The 16,372-nt window shown below is 57.6% G+C and carries 17 protein-coding genes; 9 read left to right on the top strand and 8 right to left on the bottom strand.

The genetic code is table 11. From position 1 onward, the window contains the following. The first annotated feature begins 112 nt into the window (after positions 1–112). The gene (locus tag AAGR22_RS07660) at positions 113–931 is read left to right on the top strand and encodes a pyridoxal phosphatase (RefSeq protein ID WP_345831177.1); all 819 of its coding nucleotides are present in this window, start codon (positions 113–115) and stop codon (positions 929–931) included. On the opposite strand, the gene modC is transcribed toward AAGR22_RS07660, so the two are convergent. The 4 genes from modC to AAGR22_RS07640 all read right to left on the bottom strand — a co-directional run bounded on the left by modC (position 913) and on the right by AAGR22_RS07640 (position 3,749). Beyond that, positions 913–1,989, bottom strand: coding sequence for a molybdenum ABC transporter ATP-binding protein ModC (modC, locus tag AAGR22_RS07655; RefSeq protein ID WP_345831176.1), 1,077 nt, complete (start codon positions 1,987–1,989; stop codon positions 913–915). The genes AAGR22_RS07660 and modC overlap by 19 nt on opposite strands. Beyond that, positions 1,983–2,678: a molybdate ABC transporter permease subunit gene (gene modB, locus AAGR22_RS07650; RefSeq protein WP_067702465.1), complete on the bottom strand. Its 696-nt coding sequence runs from the start codon at positions 2,676–2,678 to the stop codon at positions 1,983–1,985. The genes modC and modB overlap by 7 nt, the downstream gene beginning before the upstream one ends. Beyond that, positions 2,675–3,448 (bottom strand): molybdate ABC transporter substrate-binding protein, encoded by a 774-nt coding sequence (gene modA, locus AAGR22_RS07645; RefSeq protein ID WP_345831175.1) that lies wholly within the window; start codon positions 3,446–3,448, stop codon positions 2,675–2,677. The genes modB and modA overlap by 4 nt, the downstream gene beginning before the upstream one ends. 145 nt (positions 3,449–3,593) lie before the next feature. Next, positions 3,594–3,749 (bottom strand): AcrZ family multidrug efflux pump-associated protein, encoded by a 156-nt coding sequence (locus tag AAGR22_RS07640; protein ID WP_073980956.1) that lies wholly within the window; start codon positions 3,747–3,749, stop codon positions 3,594–3,596. A 144-nt stretch (positions 3,750–3,893) separates the two neighbouring features. On the opposite strand from AAGR22_RS07640, the gene modE reads away from it, so the two are divergent. The 6 genes from modE (at position 3,894) to gpmA (ending at position 10,591) form a co-directional block, all read left to right on the top strand. Then, positions 3,894–4,673 carry a molybdenum-dependent transcriptional regulator gene (modE, locus tag AAGR22_RS07635; protein ID WP_345831174.1) on the top strand — a complete coding sequence of 260 codons (780 nt, stop codon included), beginning with the start codon at positions 3,894–3,896 and terminating at the stop codon, positions 4,671–4,673. Positions 4,674–4,748: 75 nt separating this feature from the next. Next, a complete protein-coding gene (gene modF / locus AAGR22_RS07630; protein ID WP_345831173.1) occupies positions 4,749–6,224 on the top strand; it encodes a molybdate ABC transporter ATP-binding protein ModF in 1,476 nt (491 codons plus the stop codon). Between the two features lie 244 nt (positions 6,225–6,468). Continuing rightward, positions 6,469–7,515, top strand: coding sequence for a galactose-1-phosphate uridylyltransferase (gene galT, locus AAGR22_RS07625; protein WP_067702456.1), 1,047 nt, complete (start codon positions 6,469–6,471; stop codon positions 7,513–7,515). A gap of 2 nt (positions 7,516–7,517) precedes the next feature. Next, the gene (galK, locus tag AAGR22_RS07620; protein ID WP_345831172.1) at positions 7,518–8,666 is read left to right on the top strand and encodes a galactokinase; all 1,149 of its coding nucleotides are present in this window, start codon (positions 7,518–7,520) and stop codon (positions 8,664–8,666) included. Then, on the top strand, positions 8,660–9,697 hold the full coding sequence (gene galM / locus AAGR22_RS07615) for a galactose-1-epimerase (protein ID WP_345831171.1): 1,038 nt from the start codon (positions 8,660–8,662) through the stop codon (positions 9,695–9,697). The genes galK and galM overlap by 7 nt, the downstream gene beginning before the upstream one ends. Positions 9,698–9,838: 141 nt before the next feature. Next, complete coding sequence (gpmA, locus tag AAGR22_RS07610; protein WP_067702447.1) at positions 9,839–10,591, top strand: 2,3-diphosphoglycerate-dependent phosphoglycerate mutase; 753 nt, start codon at positions 9,839–9,841, stop codon at positions 10,589–10,591. 99 nt (positions 10,592–10,690) lie between these two features. Here the strand turns inward: gpmA and aroG are convergent, their stop codons facing one another. Beyond that, positions 10,691–11,743, bottom strand: a complete 1,053-nt coding sequence (gene aroG, locus AAGR22_RS07605; protein WP_067702444.1) for a 3-deoxy-7-phosphoheptulonate synthase AroG — start codon at positions 11,741–11,743, stop codon at positions 10,691–10,693. Between the two features lie 288 nt (positions 11,744–12,031). Between aroG and AAGR22_RS07600 the strand changes: the two genes are divergently transcribed. Beyond that, on the top strand, positions 12,032–12,388 hold the full coding sequence (locus AAGR22_RS07600) for a protein YbgS (protein ID WP_067702442.1): 357 nt from the start codon (positions 12,032–12,034) through the stop codon (positions 12,386–12,388). Positions 12,389–12,639: 251 nt separating this feature from the next. Then, on the top strand, positions 12,640–13,563 hold the full coding sequence (gene zitB, locus AAGR22_RS07595) for a CDF family zinc transporter ZitB (protein ID WP_067702439.1): 924 nt from the start codon (positions 12,640–12,642) through the stop codon (positions 13,561–13,563). A gap of 1 nt (position 13,564) precedes the next feature. Here zitB and pnuC read toward each other — a convergent pair whose 3' ends face one another. The 3 genes from pnuC to AAGR22_RS07580 all read right to left on the bottom strand — a co-directional run bounded on the left by pnuC (position 13,565) and on the right by AAGR22_RS07580 (position 16,207). Beyond that, positions 13,565–14,284, bottom strand: a complete 720-nt coding sequence (gene pnuC, locus AAGR22_RS07590; RefSeq protein WP_067702437.1) for a nicotinamide riboside transporter PnuC — start codon at positions 14,282–14,284, stop codon at positions 13,565–13,567. Positions 14,285–14,319: 35 nt separating this feature from the next. Beyond that, positions 14,320–15,360 (bottom strand): quinolinate synthase NadA, encoded by a 1,041-nt coding sequence (nadA, locus tag AAGR22_RS07585; RefSeq protein ID WP_345831170.1) that lies wholly within the window; start codon positions 15,358–15,360, stop codon positions 14,320–14,322. 319 nt (positions 15,361–15,679) lie between these two features. Next, entirely contained in the window at positions 15,680–16,207 is a 528-nt protein-coding gene (locus AAGR22_RS07580) for a methylated-DNA--[protein]-cysteine S-methyltransferase (protein ID WP_067702430.1), read from the bottom strand. Positions 16,208–16,372 lie beyond the last annotated feature (165 nt).

Raw genomic sequence — 16,372 nt, 5'->3', positions numbered from 1 at the left:
ATTTTCAGGAAATAATAACGCGACGATCCCCTCTGCGGGGCGTGTGATTTTGTGGCGGACGGCACAGGGTGTAGACTACTGGCGTTTATTTAACCCCCATTCGGAACTGATTATGAGCTATCGCGTTATTGCGCTGGACCTGGACGGCACCCTGCTGACGCCGCAAAAAACCATTCTGCCCGAATCGCTGGACGCGTTAAACAAGGCCCGGCAGGCAGGAGCAAAGGTGGTTATCGTTACCGGACGCCACCACGTGGCTATCCATCCTTTTTATCAGGCGCTGGCGCTGAATACACCTGCAATCTGCTGCAACGGTGCCTATTTGTATGATTATCAGGCGAAAAAGGTCTTGCAGTCTGACCCGCTTCCTACCGCTCAGGCGCTGCGGGTGACTGAGATGCTGGATGAGGCCGCCATTCATGGGCTGCTCTACGTGGATGATGCGATGCTTTATCAGCACGAAACCGGGCATGTAAGCCGCACCATTAACTGGGGGCTGTCGCTGCCGGAAGCGCAGCGTCCGGTCTTCAGGCAGGTGGCCAGCCTGGCGCAGGCGGCAGCGGAGGCGCAGTCAATCTGGAAGTTTGCCCTCTCCCACGCCGACACCACCGCGCTCCAGCAGTTTGCGCAGCGGGTGGAAAAGGAACTGGGCCTGGCCTGTGAATGGTCATGGCACGATCAGGTGGATATTGCCCAGGCGGGCAACAGTAAAGGCCGCCGTCTGGCGCAGTGGGTTGCCGCTGAGGGCTACCAGATGAGCGACGTACTGGCGTTTGGTGATAATTACAACGACCTCAGCATGCTGGAAACGGCGGGGCTGGGGGTGGCGATGGGTAACGCCGATGAGGCGATTAAAGCCCGGGCGGGCCGGGTCATTGGCACCAACCTGGAACCGGGCATCGCCGAAACAATCTATCGCGAAGTGCTGTAATCCGTGGTGAGTGAGACGCTTTTGATTTGCGCGTACAGCCACATGCCCGTTTTAATCATCAGTTCGTCCCGTGCCCAGGGCGTGATCCGCGCCCACAGCTCGCTCTGCCCGATGCGCAGTTTGACTTCAATCTGATCCTCCACCGTCAGCAGCTCGGTCACCTGCGCCGGGATGACGTTGCGGATCGAGCTGTTAACCGGAGGCTGTAGCACCAGCGAGACGTCAGCGGACTGAATGCGGATGCGCAGGGGCGTTTTCACTGGGGCATTTACCCGGCTGACCCAGATATGCTGATCGCCCAGCGACAGCGCGGTCATTTCATAGCGGGGATGCTGCTCCAGAACCTGGACGCGCAGCACGCTGCTCAGATCGGCGCGCGGCAGCCAGGGGCGCATTGCGCTGCTGGCCCACACCTTTTCCAGCGGGCCCGACGCCTTAACCCGGCCATTATCCAGCACCAGCACGCTATCGGCCAGCTGGAGGATTTCATCCAGGCTGTGGCTAACGTAGAGGATCGGGATAGCCACCTGCCCTGCCAGCCGCTGGAGCCAGGGCAGCAGCTCACGCTTGCGGGGCAGATCCAGCGAGGCCAGCGGCTCATCCATCAGTAGCACCTCCGGGGCGGTGAGCAGCGCCCGGCCAATGGCCACGCGCTGTTTTTCGCCGCCGGAAAGCGATGCCGGATAGCGCGTCAGCAGCGCCTCCAGCCCCAGCAGCCCGACCAGCGCATCAAACTGGGCGCGCATACTTTTCGCCATACCGTATTGCAGATTTCCGCGCACGCGATAGTGCGGGAAAAGGCGCGCGTCCTGGAACACGTAGCCGATGCGCCGCCGCTCGGGCGGCAAATGCACCCCGGCGGCGGCATCGCTCAGCACCCGGCCATTCAGTACGATGCGCCCCTGTTGCGGTTGCGTCAGACCACCAATCGCATTAATCAGCGAGGTTTTTCCCGCGCCGGACACGCCGAAGATAGCGGTGATCCCCTGCGCAGGGAGCTGAACGTCCAGTTCGAGCTGATGGTCGCCAAGACGCTGGCTGAAGCAGAGTTCTAACATTCTCCCCCCAGTTTTTTCCGGCCCCAGCGGGCCAGCCACTCGGAAATCAGCAGCGAGCCCAGCGCCAGCGCAATAGCAATGATGCACAGCCGCGCGGCGGCGTCTTCCGCACCGGGTGTTTCAATCAGGGTATACATGGCGGAAGGTAGCGTGCGGGTTTCACCCGGGATATTGGAGACGAAGGTAATGGTCGCACCAAACTCACCCAGCGAGCGGGCAAAGGCCAGAACCGTTCCGGCAATCACGCCCGGCAGCGTCAGCGGCAGCGTAATGGTAAAGAACACCCGCCAGCGCCCGGCCCCCAGGGTGCGCGCCGCCATTTCCAGCCCGGCATCCACGCCTTCCAGCGACAGGCGAATGGCGCGAACCATTAACGGAAAAGCAACCACCGCCGACGCCAGCGCCGCCCCGCGCCAGCTGAAAGCGAAGGTAAAGCCAAACCAGTCATACAGGGCGGCACCAATGACGCCGCGCCGGCCAAAACCTATCAGCAGCAGATACCCTACCACCACCGGCGGCAGCACCAGCGGCAGATGGATCAGACTGTCGAGCAGCGCTTTACCCGGGAAACGACAGCGAACCAGAATCCAGGCCATCAGTATCCCAAACGGCAGGCTAAACAACACCGCCACCGACGAGACCTTCAGGCTGAGGGCGACGGCCTGCCATTCCGGTTCGCTAAGGATCATGAGGCAGGCGTGAAGCCATACTGTTTAAAGATAGCCGCCGCCTGCGGGCCTTTCAGGTAGTCGTAAAAGGCCTTTACGCTGGCGCCGGTATGGTTTTTGACGATGGCCATCGGATACTCCACCGGCTTATGGCTGTTTTCAGGGAAAACGCCGACTACCGTCACTTTCTTGCTGGCGACGGCATCAGATCCGTAAACGATGCCATACGGCGTTTCGTTACGTTCGACCAGCGCCAGCGCAGCACGGACGCTGTTTCCGCGTGCCAGCAGCGGGGAAACGGTTGGCCATGCCCCCAGCGACTCCAGCGCCTCCTGAGCGTAAATCCCCGCCGGTACATGGTCGGGATCGCCCACGGAGAGGCGCTGCCCTTTCAGCAGGTTTTTCCAGTCGGTAGTTTTAGAAATCGTCACCTGCGGCGCATGACTTTCCGTCGGCGCCACCAGCACCAGCTGATTACCCAGCAGGGTAAAGCGGCTGGCCTCATCAATCGTTTGCTTCTGCGCCGCGTAGTCCATCCACTGCCGATCGGCAGAGATAAACAGATCCGCTGGCGCGCCCTGCTCTATCTGCCGCGCAAGGGTGGACGACGAGGCGAATGACGAGACAATCTTCACCTCTTTGCCCTGCTGATACTGCTCAGCAATGGCCTGCAGGGCATTGGTTAACGAGGCGGCAGCAAAGACGGTGATATTCTCCGCCGCAACGGCCTGCCCCGCCACGCTGGCGCTCAGTACCGCACCGGCAAAGAAAAGACGTAGTTTTACGGACATGGTGTTCTCCAGAGGGTTTCGTTATATGGTTGATAATATAACGAGAAAAAAAACACTGTCATGAAATTTATCGGCAGAGATGAGAAGAAGTTGAGCAGGCGCAGGAAAAAGCGCGCCCGGCGGGTGCCGGGCGCGGCGAGAGACGTTACTGAGGGTTTTTAGCCTGCCGATCGCGGCGATGACCAATTTTAGAAATAACGTTAAAGACTTCACCCAGACCGTAAATCAGGCCAAGGATTATCGCCATTACCACCGGAACCATCAGGATCGCGACGGCCAGGCCTTTTAATAACTCCAGCATTGAAGCCTCCCTTACTGAATAAAAAAGCCATTGTAACCAGCAAGCCGAAAAGTGCACTGTTCTTTTGTGCGTTTCCGCACAATTTATGCCCCGGCCGCCTGACGGTGTACACTTTGCAGATCGTCGTTTTTAACAGGAGCCGCTATGCAGGCCGAAATCTCTCTGACCCTTAAATTGCAGCAGCGCCTGTTTGCCGATCCGCGCCGCATTGAGCTGCTAAAGCAGATCCAGCATACCGGATCTATCAGCCAGGGCGCGAAGCTGGCCGGGATCAGCTATAAGAGCGCCTGGGATGCCATCAACGAGATGAATCAGCTGGCCGATCGCACGCTGGTCGAGCGCGTTACCGGCGGTAAAGGCGGAGGCGGGACGCAGCTGACGGCCTACGGCGAGCGGCTGGTGCAGCTGTTTGCGCTGATGGAGCAGATTCAGCAGAAGGCGTTCGACGTGCTACAGGATGACGTGCCGCTCGGCAGCCTGCTGGGAGCCATTGCGCGCTTTTCACTGCAAACCAGCGCGCGCAATCAGCTTTCGGGAACGGTGGTCGGGCGTGACCATATGCGCGTCCAACAGCACGTTGAGGTGCAGCTTGCCGACGGCCAGACCCGTATAAAAGCGGCAATCACCGAACAAAGCGCCAACCGCCTGGCGCTGAGCGCCGGAAAAGAGGTGCTGGTATTGATTAAAGCGCCCTGGATTGAGGTCACGCTGGAGGCCAGTACGGCAGATAACCAGCTACGCGGTACCGTCGCCGAGGTGCTGCGCGGCGAAACCCATAGCGAGGTGCTGATCGCCCTGCCGGGCGGGGAGACGCTTTGTGCCACGCTCAGCAATGAGGCGGTTGACCAGCAAAAACTGCAGCCTGACCTGTCCGTAACCGCACATTTTGATGCGGATAAGGTGATCATCGCGACGCTGCTCTGATCGGGATGCAGGGATTTGACATTAGTCCGGCTGACGATTATTAGTTTGGGTACCCTGCACAAAATGGAATAAATAATGACATCGTTGCATATTTCGCAAGGCACGTTTCACCTCAGCGCAACCCGCTCCCTCTCACTCCCGGCGCTGACGCTTGCGGCCGGCGAAAGCTGGGCCTTCGTTGGGGCCAACGGCAGCGGTAAATCATCGCTTGCCCGGGCGCTGTCTGGCGAGCTTAGCATCGCCAAAGGGGAATACCTGAACGGTTTTGCCCGTCCCACCCGTCTTTCGCTCGAACAGCTCCAGAAGCTGGTATCCGAAGAGTGGCAGCGTAACAACACCGATTTGCTGAGTGCGGATGAAGATGATACCGGTCGCACCAGCGCGGAAATTATTCAGGAAACGGTCAGAGATGCCAGCCGTTGCCAGCATCTGGCCGGCCTGTTTGGGATAACCCACCTGCTGGATCGGCGATTCAAATATCTCTCGACCGGCGAAACCCGTAAAACGCTGCTTTGCCAGGCACTGATGACCGGGCCGGACCTGCTGATCCTTGATGAACCCTTTGACGGGCTTGACGTTGCTTCCCGCGCCAGTCTGGCAGAGGTGCTGGCCGCGCTGCATCAGCACGGCCATACGCTGGTGCTGGTGTTAAACCGGTTCGACGATATTCCCGACTTTGTCGATAAGGTCGGCGTGCTGGCAGAATGTACCCTCACCCACGTCGGGCCGCGGCAGGAGATTCTGGCCCAGGCGCTGGTCGCCCAGCTGGCCCATAGCGAACTGCTGGAGGGCATGGCCCTGCCGGAAGCGGACGGCGTTGACAGCGAAGCGCCACGCCTCGCGGGCGATATCTCCCCCATCGTGCTGCGCGACGGCGTGGTGAGCTACAGCGATAAGCCCATCCTCAATCATCTTAGCTGGGAGGTGAAGCCGGGCCAGCACTGGCAGATTATCGGCCCCAACGGTGCCGGGAAATCGACCCTGCTGAGCCTGGTGACGGGCGATCATCCTCAGGGCTACAGCAACGACCTCACCCTGTTTGGCCGCCGTCGCGGCAGCGGGGAAACTATCTGGGATATCAAACAGCATATCGGCTACGTCAGCAGCAGCCTGCATCTTGAATACCGCGTCAGCAGTAGCGTCCGTAACGTGATCCTCTCGGGCTACTTTGATTCCATCGGTATCTATCAGGCGGTGTCCGACCGCCAGCAGCAGCTTGCCGGCCAGTGGCTCCATCTGCTGGGAATGAGCCCTGCGGCGGGCGATGCGCCGTTTCATGGACTCTCCTGGGGTCAGCAGCGGCTGGTACTGATTGCCCGTGCGCTGGTGAAACACCCGGCCCTGCTGATCCTTGATGAACCCTTGCAGGGGCTGGACCCGATTAACCGACAGCTGGTCAGGCGATTTATTGATGTGCTGATCGGGGAAGGCGACACCCAGCTGCTGTTTGTTTCTCATCATGCTGAGGATGCGCCACGCTGTATTACCCACCGCCTGACCTTTGTGCCCGACGGGGATAGCTACCGCTACGAGCAGGCATCGCAGCGGTAGCGGCCTGAATAGCCTGCTATAGAGTACCGCCGCGTGGGGTGAAGGAGAAGTGTAACCGCTTCCACTTATTGGTATTGTTCAACGTTCTCAACGCTAAATATATTGTGCTATCAGCCGAAAGTTCGGAATTATCAGCTTGTGTAAACGATTCCATTTATCCAGACTTGATCACGCTTTGTTTTTTCCCACTGTGCTATTTTTCTTTAAGGCTTCCGACGCATAGAGAAGGTTATCAGGACGCAACATGCAAAAATTTAATCCGGTCGATCACCCCCATCGCCGCTATAACCCGCTGGCTGACCAGTGGATTCTGGTTTCTCCTCACCGTGCTAAACGCCCCTGGCAGGGCGCGCAGGAGACGCCTTCTCAGCAGCAGCTTCCGTCCCACGATCCGGACTGCTTTCTCTGCCCGGGCAACACGCGAGTAACGGGTGACAAAAACCCGGACTACACCAGCACCTGGGTGTTCACCAATGACTATGCGGCACTGATGACCGACACCCCGGACGCGCCGGAAAGTGACGATATGCTGATGCGCTGTGAAAGCGCGCGCGGCACCAGCCGGGTGATCTGTTTTTCCCCGGATCACAGTAAAACGCTGCCGGAGCTGTCGCTTCCCGCCCTTGAGCAGATAGTCAGAACCTGGCAGGAGCAAACCGCCGATCTCGGTCAGCACTATCCCTGGGTGCAGGTGTTTGAAAATAAAGGCGCGGCGATGGGCTGCTCCAATCCGCACCCGCATGGGCAGATCTGGGCCAACAGTTTTCTGCCGAATGAAGCCAAACGCGAAGACGATCTCCAGCGCCGCTGGTATCAGCAGCACGGATCGCCCATGCTGGTGGATTATGCCGCCCGCGAACTGAAAGATGGCAGCCGCACCGTCGTGGAAACGGCGCACTGGCTGGCCGTGGTGCCCTGGTGGGCCGCCTGGCCGTTTGAGACCCTGCTGCTGCCCAAAACGCCTGTTCGCCGCCTGGTGGATTTGACCGACGCGCAGCGTCAGGATCTGGCGCTGGCGCTGAAAAAACTGACCAGCCGCTATGACAATCTTTTCCAGTGCTCTTTCCCTTACTCAATGGGCTGGCACGGCGCACCCTTCAACGGGGAAGCTAACGAACACTGGCAGCTGCACGCGCACTTTTATCCCCCGCTGCTGCGTTCCGCGACGGTGCGTAAATTTATGGTCGGCTACGAGATGCTGGCTGAAACCCAGCGCGATTTAACCGCGGAACAGGCCGCCGAGCGCCTGCGTTCCGTCAGTGATATCCATTTCCGCGAGACGGGAGCATAACCATGACGTTAAAGACCTCTGCCCAACAGATCTTCCAGGACAATTTCGGCTACGCGGCCGACCATCACATTCAGGCGCCGGGTCGCGTCAATCTGATAGGTGAACATACCGATTATAACGACGGATTTGTCCTGCCCTGCGCCATCAATTATCAGACGGTGATTGCCTGCGCACGCCGCGATGACCGCCAGGTACGGGTGATTGCCGCCGATTACGAAAATCAGCAGGATACTTTTTCACTGGATGAGCCGATCCTCAGCCACAGCGACTGGATGTGGGCAAACTACGTCCGGGGCGTGGTGAAACACCTCCAACAGCGCCATAAAGATTTTGGCGGCGTGGATATGGTGATTACGGGTGATGTGCCACAGGGTGCCGGCCTGAGCTCCTCGGCATCGCTGGAAGTGGCGGTCGGAACGGTATTCCAGCAGCTCTGGCATCTGCCGCTCGACGGCGCAGAGATCGCGGTGAACGGACAGGAAGCCGAGAATCAGTTTGTCGGCTGTAACTGCGGCATTATGGATCAACTTATCTCCGCGCTGGGTAAGAAAGATCATGCGCTGCTGCTGGACTGCCGCACCCTGGGAACGCGCCCGGTCCCGGTCCCAGCGGACGTGGCGGTAGTGATTATTAACTCCAACTTCCGCCGCAGCCTGGTGGGCAGTGAGTACAATACCCGCCGCCAGCAGTGCGAAACCGGCGCACGCTTTTTCAGCCAGCCGTCGCTGCGTGACGTCGACCTTAACCAGTTTAAAGCGGTGGAGCATGAGCTGGATCCGCAGGTGGCGAAACGCGTCCGTCACGTACTGACTGAAAATGCCCGTACGCTGGAAGCCGCCGACGCGCTGGCGAAGGGCGATCTGGCGCGGATGGGCGAGCTGATGGCGGCGTCCCATGCCTCCATGCGCGATGATTTTGAAATTACCGTCCCGCCCATTGATGCGCTGGTAGACATTGTGAAAGCAACCATTGGTGAGCGCGGTGGCGTACGCATGACCGGCGGCGGCTTCGGCGGCTGCGTGGTAGCGCTGGTCCCGCTGGCGTTAGTGGATGCCGTGCAGGTAGCGGTGGCGGAACAATACGAGGCGAAATCCGGCATCAAAGAGACCTTCTACGTCTGTAAAGCCTCAGCGGGAGCCGGTCAATGCTAACAGAACCGCATTCTCATGCTCCTGACGGCCAGCCGTGGCGGATCACCCACCTGCGTAATGCGGGTGGCATGGTCACTACTTTTATGGACTGGGGCGCGACCTGGCTGTCGGCGCGGGTGCCGATGAAAGATGGCTCGGTGCGTGAAGCACTGCTCGGCTGCGCCACACCGTCAGACTACCTCATCCAGACCGCCTATCTGGGCGCGACCGTGGGCCGCTATGCCAATCGCATCACCAATGCGACCCTTCACGCCGGCGGCAGGACGGTGCAGCTCGCGGCGAATCAGGGCGCCCACCAGCTGCATGGCGGTCCCGATGGTTTTCATAATCGCCGCTGGCAGATCGTGCGTCAGGCTGAGCAGGAAGTGGAGTATCGCCTGGACTCACCAGCGGGCGATCAGGGCTATCCGGGACAGCTGCTGGCCTCGCTGGTCTACCGTCTGGAGGACGATAATACGCTGACGATAAGCTACCACGCGACGGTCGATGCGCCCTGTCCGGTGAATCTGACTAACCATGCCTATTTTAATCTGGATGCTTACCACGGCGATGCACGTGAGCACCGGCTCCAGGTCAGCGCCGATCGTTATCTTCCGGTCAGCAGCGAGGGGATCCCCAATGCCGATCTGAAGCCCGTCGCCCACACCAGCTTTGATTTCCGCCAGGCAAAAACGCTGGCGAAGGACTTTATGCAGGATGAAGATCAGCGCGCGGTGAAGGGCTACGATCACGCCTTCCTGCTGAACGCGCGCGACGCGGCCACCCCTGCCGCGCAGCTCTGCTCTGCCGATGGGCAGCTGATGCTAAGCGTATTTACCTCTGCTCCCGCCCTACAGGTTTATAGCGGTAATTATCTGGCGGGAACGCCCGCGCGTGAGCAGGGCGTCTACGCGGCGCACCAGGGTATTGCGCTGGAGAGCGAGTTTTTACCCGATTCGCCGAATCATCCTGAATGGCCGCAGCCGGACTGCTGGATTAAACCGGGTGAATCGTTTCAGTCTGTCACCCGCTACCGGCTGACGGCGGTTTGATTAAGCGCATGAAAACGTGCATCCTGAGTGCTTCAGGCTTACGTGCCGTGAAGATTTCCGCTATGGTAGGTCACAATCAAATTGCCAGGGCAATTTGCAGTTTACCAATATCATAGAAACGTCAGATTAAGGAGTTGAGCTATGGCTGTAACTAAGCTGGTTCTGGTACGTCACGGCGAAAGCCAGTGGAACAACGAAAACCGCTTTACCGGATGGTACGATGTTGACCTGTCCGATAAAGGCCGTACCGAAGCCAAAGCAGCAGGTGAGTTATTGAAGAAAGAAGGTTTTACCTTCGACTTTGCTTACACGTCCGTGCTGAAACGAGCCATCCATACCCTGTGGGCTATTCTCGACGAAGTTGATCAGGTCTGGCTGCCGGTTGAAAAATCATGGCGTCTGAACGAGCGTCACTACGGTGCGCTGCAGGGGCTGGACAAAGCTGAAACCGCACAGAAATACGGTGACGACCAGGTTAAGCAGTGGCGTCGCGGCTTTGCCGTTACGCCACCGGAACTGGATCGCAGCGATGAGCGTTTCCCGGGCCACGATCCACGCTACGCGGGCCTGACCGCTGAGCAGCTGCCGACCACGGAAAGCCTGGCGCTGACCATCGATCGCGTGCTGCCCTACTGGAATGAGTCCATTCTGCCGCGCATGAAAAAAGGTGAGAAAGTGATCATCGCTGCTCACGGTAACTCACTGCGTGCGCTGGTGAAATACCTGGACAACATGAGCGAAGAAGAGATCCTCGAGCTGAACATCCCAACCGGCGTACCGCTGGTGTATGAGTTTGACGAAAACTTCAAGCCGATCAAACACTACTATCTGGGCGATGCCGACGAGATTGCCGCTAAGGCAGCCGCCGTGGCTAACCAGGGTAAAGCGAAGTAAGCTTTCTCCCTTCCCTTTTGGGAACAAAAAATCCGCCCTTGGGCGGATTTTTTTATGCCTGTTTCCGGGAGCAACAGCGGCTGTCACCCCCTTCTGCCATCAGCCGCGACGGACTCTGACGGCCTCGGCCAGCTGGCGAAGCACCTTAGTGGTATCGTCCCAGCCGATGCAGGCATCGGTCACGCTCTGGCCGTAAACCAGCGGCTCACCGCTCTCCAGGCTCTGGTTGCCTTCAACCAGATGGCTTTCAATCATCACGCCCATAATAGCCGCTTCGCCGCCAGCAATCTGCTGAGCAACGTCACTGGCAACGTCCATCTGCTTCTGATACTGCTTACTGCTGTTGGCATGGCTAAAGTCGATCATCACCTGCGGGGTCAGCCCGGCCTGCTCCAGACCGCGCTTAACGGTATCGACATGCTCAGCGCTGTAGTTTGGCTCTTTGCCGCCGCGCAGGATGATATGGCAGTCAGCGTTTCCGCTGGTTTCGACAATGGCTGAGTGGCCATATTTGGTCACCGACAGGAAGCAGTGCGGCGCACTGGCCGCATTAATGGCATCGATCGCCACCTTGATGGTGCCGTCGGTACCGTTTTTGAATCCTACCGGGCAGGAGAGGCCGGAAGAGAGTTCGCGATGAACCTGCGATTCGGTGGTTCGGGCACCGATTGCACCCCAGCTCATCAGGTCAGCGACATACTGCGGGGTGATCATATCCAGAAACTCACCGGCGGTGGGTAAACCGGAATCGTTAATTTCCACCAGAAGGTTACGGGCAATGCGCAGCCCATCGTTGATCTGGAAGCTGCCATCCATATGCGGATCGTTGATTAACCCCTTCCAGCCTACGGTGGTACGCGGCTTTTCAAAATAGACCCGCATTACCACTTCCAGCGCATCACCCAGCTCTTCGCGCAGGCTGAGCAGGCGCCCGGCATACTCTTTTGCCGCCGCCGTGTCATGGATGGAGCACGGCCCAATCACCACTAAAAGGCGATCGTCCTCTTTTTTAAGGATAGCGTGAATGGCCTGGCGGGAGCGGGCTACGGTCTGTGCCGCCAACTCCGTGGCCGGAAACTTTTCGAGCAGAGCTACAGGGGGTAAAAGTTCCTTTATCTCTTTGATTCTTAAGTCATCATTCTGATAGTTCATAATCTTTCCAGTATCGTAGTCGCAGTACTGCACACCTGGCGCATCCCGCCCAATTTATCGCGTGCACAGGTTGGTGTAAATCGACGGAGAGAAATTCCTGATAAGGATATTTGCCGTTTTTCCATCCTTAACTACACTTTATTGTGCATACACCTAAAAAAAACGCATAAAGATCACCAGCTTCAGGCGGGCGAACGTTATGCGTCTGGGTATTTATCACCATACTCAGCGTTATTTGGACTGCTTTTATGCCGACTTTTCGGCACTACACAAAATGAATGGGGCAAAATGATGAATAAGATCGCAATCGTACTTCTGGCAACCGCAATGACTTTCGGCAGCACCGCAGCAATGGCTGCAGGCAGCGGCGAAGGTAATTCCAACAACGCCGCCGCAGCGGGCGCGGTAGCCGGTGGCGCAAAAGATAACCTTGCACCTAATAATGTTGATAACAACAAAATCAACACCGGGAGCGAAACCACCACGCATCCGGTGAAAAAGCATCATAAAAAGGCCCAGCATCATAAAAAAATGACCGCTGACCAGATGGATAAAAACGCCCAGTGTAAAGACGGCAAATGCCCGGACATGAACAAAAAAGTGGGTCCAGGCGCGGATACTAAAACCGATGGCACCACCAACTAATTCGTCCTTATGACAAAAGGGGGCGCTGCATACTCCCTTTAGTTGGCCGACAAACCCCACTCTCAGGTGGGGTTTTTCATTTTTAGCGATTTTATCGGCGGGCCCGACATCGGAGTAAGCAAACGCTTTCACCTCTCCCTGACCCAGTCAACCCTCGCGGACCACAACGGCTAAAAGCCCGACCGCCTGATATGACCGCGCTGAATTTATTGATATCATTAGCAGAAGTATACTGACGGAACTGGAAATTTATGGCTCACACCCACACTGAAGATAAGGGCAACCAAAACCGCCTGCTGGCGGCGTTTATTGTCACTGCGGTATTTATGGTGGCAGAAATTGCGGGTGGCCTGCTTTCAGGCTCACTGGCGCTGCTGGCCGATGCCGGACATATGCTGACCGATACGGCTGCCCTGCTGATGGCGCTTCTGGCGGTGCATTTCGCCCGGCGTAAACCGAGCGCGCGTCACACGTTCGGTATGCTGCGTCTGACCACGCTGGCAGCCTTTGTTAATGCCATCGCCCTGCTGGTGATCACCGTACTGATTGTCTGGGAAGCGATTCGCCGCTTTATGCATCCGGAGCCTGTCGCCGGCGGCGTCATGCTGGTCATTGGCGTGGCCGGGCTCTTTGCCAACCTGTTCTCTTTCTGGCTGCTGCATCACGGCAGCGAAGAAAAAAACCTCAACGTACGGGCGGCTGCGCTGCACGTACTGGGCGACCTGCTCGGCTCGGTCGGCGCCGTCGCGGCCGCGCTGATTATTATGTATACCGGCTGGACGCCAATCGATCCGCTGTTATCCATTCTGGTCTCCCTGCTGGTGGTGCGCAGCGCCTGGGCACTGCTGAAAGAGAGTCTTCATGAACTGCTGGAAGGTGCGCCATCACGGCTGGATGTGGAAAAGCTCACGAAGATGCTAAAGCGCGGCATCCCGGAAGTGCGCAATGTGCATCATATCCACCTGTGGCAGGTGGGTGAGAAACCGGTCATGACGCTGCACGTGCAGGTTATTCCCCCGCACGACCACGATGCATTGCTGCACCGCATTCATGAGTATCTGCACGAACACTATCAGATAGCCCATGCCACGGTGCAGATGGAGTATCAGCACTGTGAGGAAGCGGACTGTACGCTAAGCGCAGAGTCAGCCGGACACGCGCACCATCACCACTGAGTTATAACGAGAGCGCCCGCTCACCCTGCTGCCGGGCGCTCCGGATCCACAGCCAGCTACCATTGAGCGCAATCAGCGTCAGAATGACATATTCTACCGCCATCGCCCAGACGCCCTGCCGGGCAAAAATCATTACGCTTATCACGTTAATGACCACCCAGATCAGCCAGTTTTCGACGTATTTTCGCGTCATTAAGATCATCGCAACAATGGATAGCACCATCAGACAGGAGTCCCAGAACGGGAACGCGTCCGGCTGCAGCGTCGGCTGCGTCACCGCCAGCCCCATCGCCTGCATGCCCTCCACCGCAATGGCGGTCAGCCAGGCAAATACCGGATTGATATAGCGCGTCATCAGTGCGATAGCGACAACGCAGACCACCAGCCAGGCCAGCGCCTTCGGCAGTCCCATCCAGCGGATTTTTAGCGCCTGCTGATGATCCGCCGTCTGCCTGCTCCAGGCATACCAGCCGTAAATATTGGCTACCAGGAAAAAGAGCTGGAGCAACAAACTGGCGTAGAGTTGGATCTGAAAGAAGATCACCGCGAAAAGGGTGACGTTTACCAGACCAAACGCATAGTTAATTATTTTTTCCTGGCTGGCAAGCCAGATGCAGAGCAGCCCTGCCAGCGTGCCTATGGCTTCAATCCACGAGAGATCGTAACCGCCTGCGCCGAGGGGAATGTGAACCAGAATATTATGCGTGCTGAAAAAATCCATATTGACACCTTTTGCTGAGCAGTAAGGAGGCCCGTTTATTTTTTTAAACCCGCTGCGAAGGTTAACATACGATTCAGCGGGATCAACGCCGCTTCACGCAGTGTAACCGCCACCTGAATTTCATGCGTGTCGCCCGCCTGTTCCAGCCCGTCGGCAATCGCTTTCAGCCCGTTCATGGCCATCCAGGGACAGTGCGCGCAGCTGCGGCAGGTGGCTCCCTCTCCTGCCGTCGGCGCTTCAAGCAGTTCTTTTTCAGGGCAGGCCTGCTGCATTTTGTAGAATATGCCCCGATCGGTGGCGACGATAAGCTGCGGATGCGGCAGCGTTTTAGCCGCCTGGATAAGCTGGCTGGTGGATCCGACTGCATCAGCCAGGTCGACAATGGCCTGTGGCGATTCAGGGTGTACCAGCACCGCCGCCGCCGGATAGAGCGACTTCATACGATGCAGCGCCTGGGTTTTAAACTCATCATGGACGATACAGGCTCCCTGCCAGCAAAGGATATCGGCTCCGGTTTGCCTGGCAACATATTGCCCAAGGTGACGATCCGGCGCCCAGAGGATCTTCTCACCCAGACCGTCCAGATAATCAATCAGTTCTACGGCAATGCTGGAGGTCACCACCCAGTCAGCGCGGGCTTTGACGGCCGCAGAAGTGTTGGCATAGACCACGACGGTGCGGTCGGGATGGAGATCGCAGAAGCGGCTAAATGCTTCGTCCGGGCAGCCAAGGTCGAGGGAACACTCCGCTTCAAGGGTGGGCATCAGGACGGTTTTCTCCGGGCTGAGGATTTTAGCCGTCTCCCCCATAAATCGTACGCCTGCCACCAGCAGCGTTGAGGCGCTATGCTGGCTGCCAAATCGCGCCATTTCGAGCGAATCGGCCACGCAGCCGCCGGTCTCTTCCGCCAGCGCCTGTATTTCCGGGTCGGTGTAATAGTGGGCCACCATCACCGCATCACGCTTTTTCAGTAATTCTTTGATTTTTTCCCGGTAGAAAGCCTTCTCATCGGCAGTTAGTCGTGCGGGTTTAGCCGGGAAAGACCAGGCCGTCTCAGGATTGAACATCAGGCTCATATCGCGACTCTCGTTTCTGGAACTTAACCCATTCAGCAGAATTAAGGCTTCATTACGCTTAAATTCGGATTTTTGTTTGATATGCTAAACAAGATAGCCGAATTTTTTTTCCCTGTCGTCGGTTTTTTCATCTGTGGCGAGAGGGGCCTGCTCCGTCTCGCAGTGAAATATTTGCGGCTGAGGGCAGTTTCCCGCTCGCAATGCATTGTTTGCCGGTGTGGGCTGCTTCCCGCTCGCAATGCATTGTTTGCCGGTGTGGGCTGCTTCCCGCTCGCAATGCATTATTTGCCGGTATGGGCTGCTTCCCGCTCGCAATAAGTTATTCTCCGGTGTGGGCAGGGCTCAGCAGGCTGCCTGAATCACCATAGTGGGTGGCTTCAAGTCGTAGCAGCAGCGCCTTGACCTCAAGCCCGCCAGCAAAACCCGTCAGTTTGCCATTGGCACCGATCACACGGTGACAGGCGGCAATGATTGAGATTGGGTTTTTTCCATTGGCCGCGCCCACTGCGCGCACCGCCGCAGGGTGGCCGATTTGACGGGCAATCTGCGCATAGCTGCGGGTTTCACCAAAGGGGATGTCCAGTAGCGCCTGCCACACCTTTTTCTGAAAATCGGTGCCGACAAAATCGAGAGGCAGGCTAAAACGGGTACGCTCACCGGAAAAATACTCGTTAAGCTGTCGCGCCGTCTCCAGCAGTACCGGATGCGTGGGATCCTCCTGCGGCGACATCTGCCGGACACGCTTAGGGTTTTCATTTTCCCACAGTACCGCCGCCAGCCCTCTGTCGCTGGCGATCGCCGTCAGCTCACCCACCGGTGAAGATATCCTTTTAAAGAAGTAATTCATCATACTCACCCTGCGTTACGCCTTGTAGAAACAATAACGCTTATTATCCTTAATCCTGCAGGGTCTGCCAGCCGTTTTCGGACAGGGGAATAAACCGGTTTGCCGTCCGAAAACCGCCAGTTATAAAAATGAATCATTGCTATCTTCGGTGTCAGGCGATGCCTC

Origin of the sequence: Erwinia sp. HDF1-3R, assembly GCF_039621855.1 — a bacterium.
Classification (GTDB): domain Bacteria; phylum Pseudomonadota; class Gammaproteobacteria; order Enterobacterales; family Enterobacteriaceae; genus Erwinia.
This window is presented reverse-complemented; position numbering and strand designations above follow the sequence as displayed.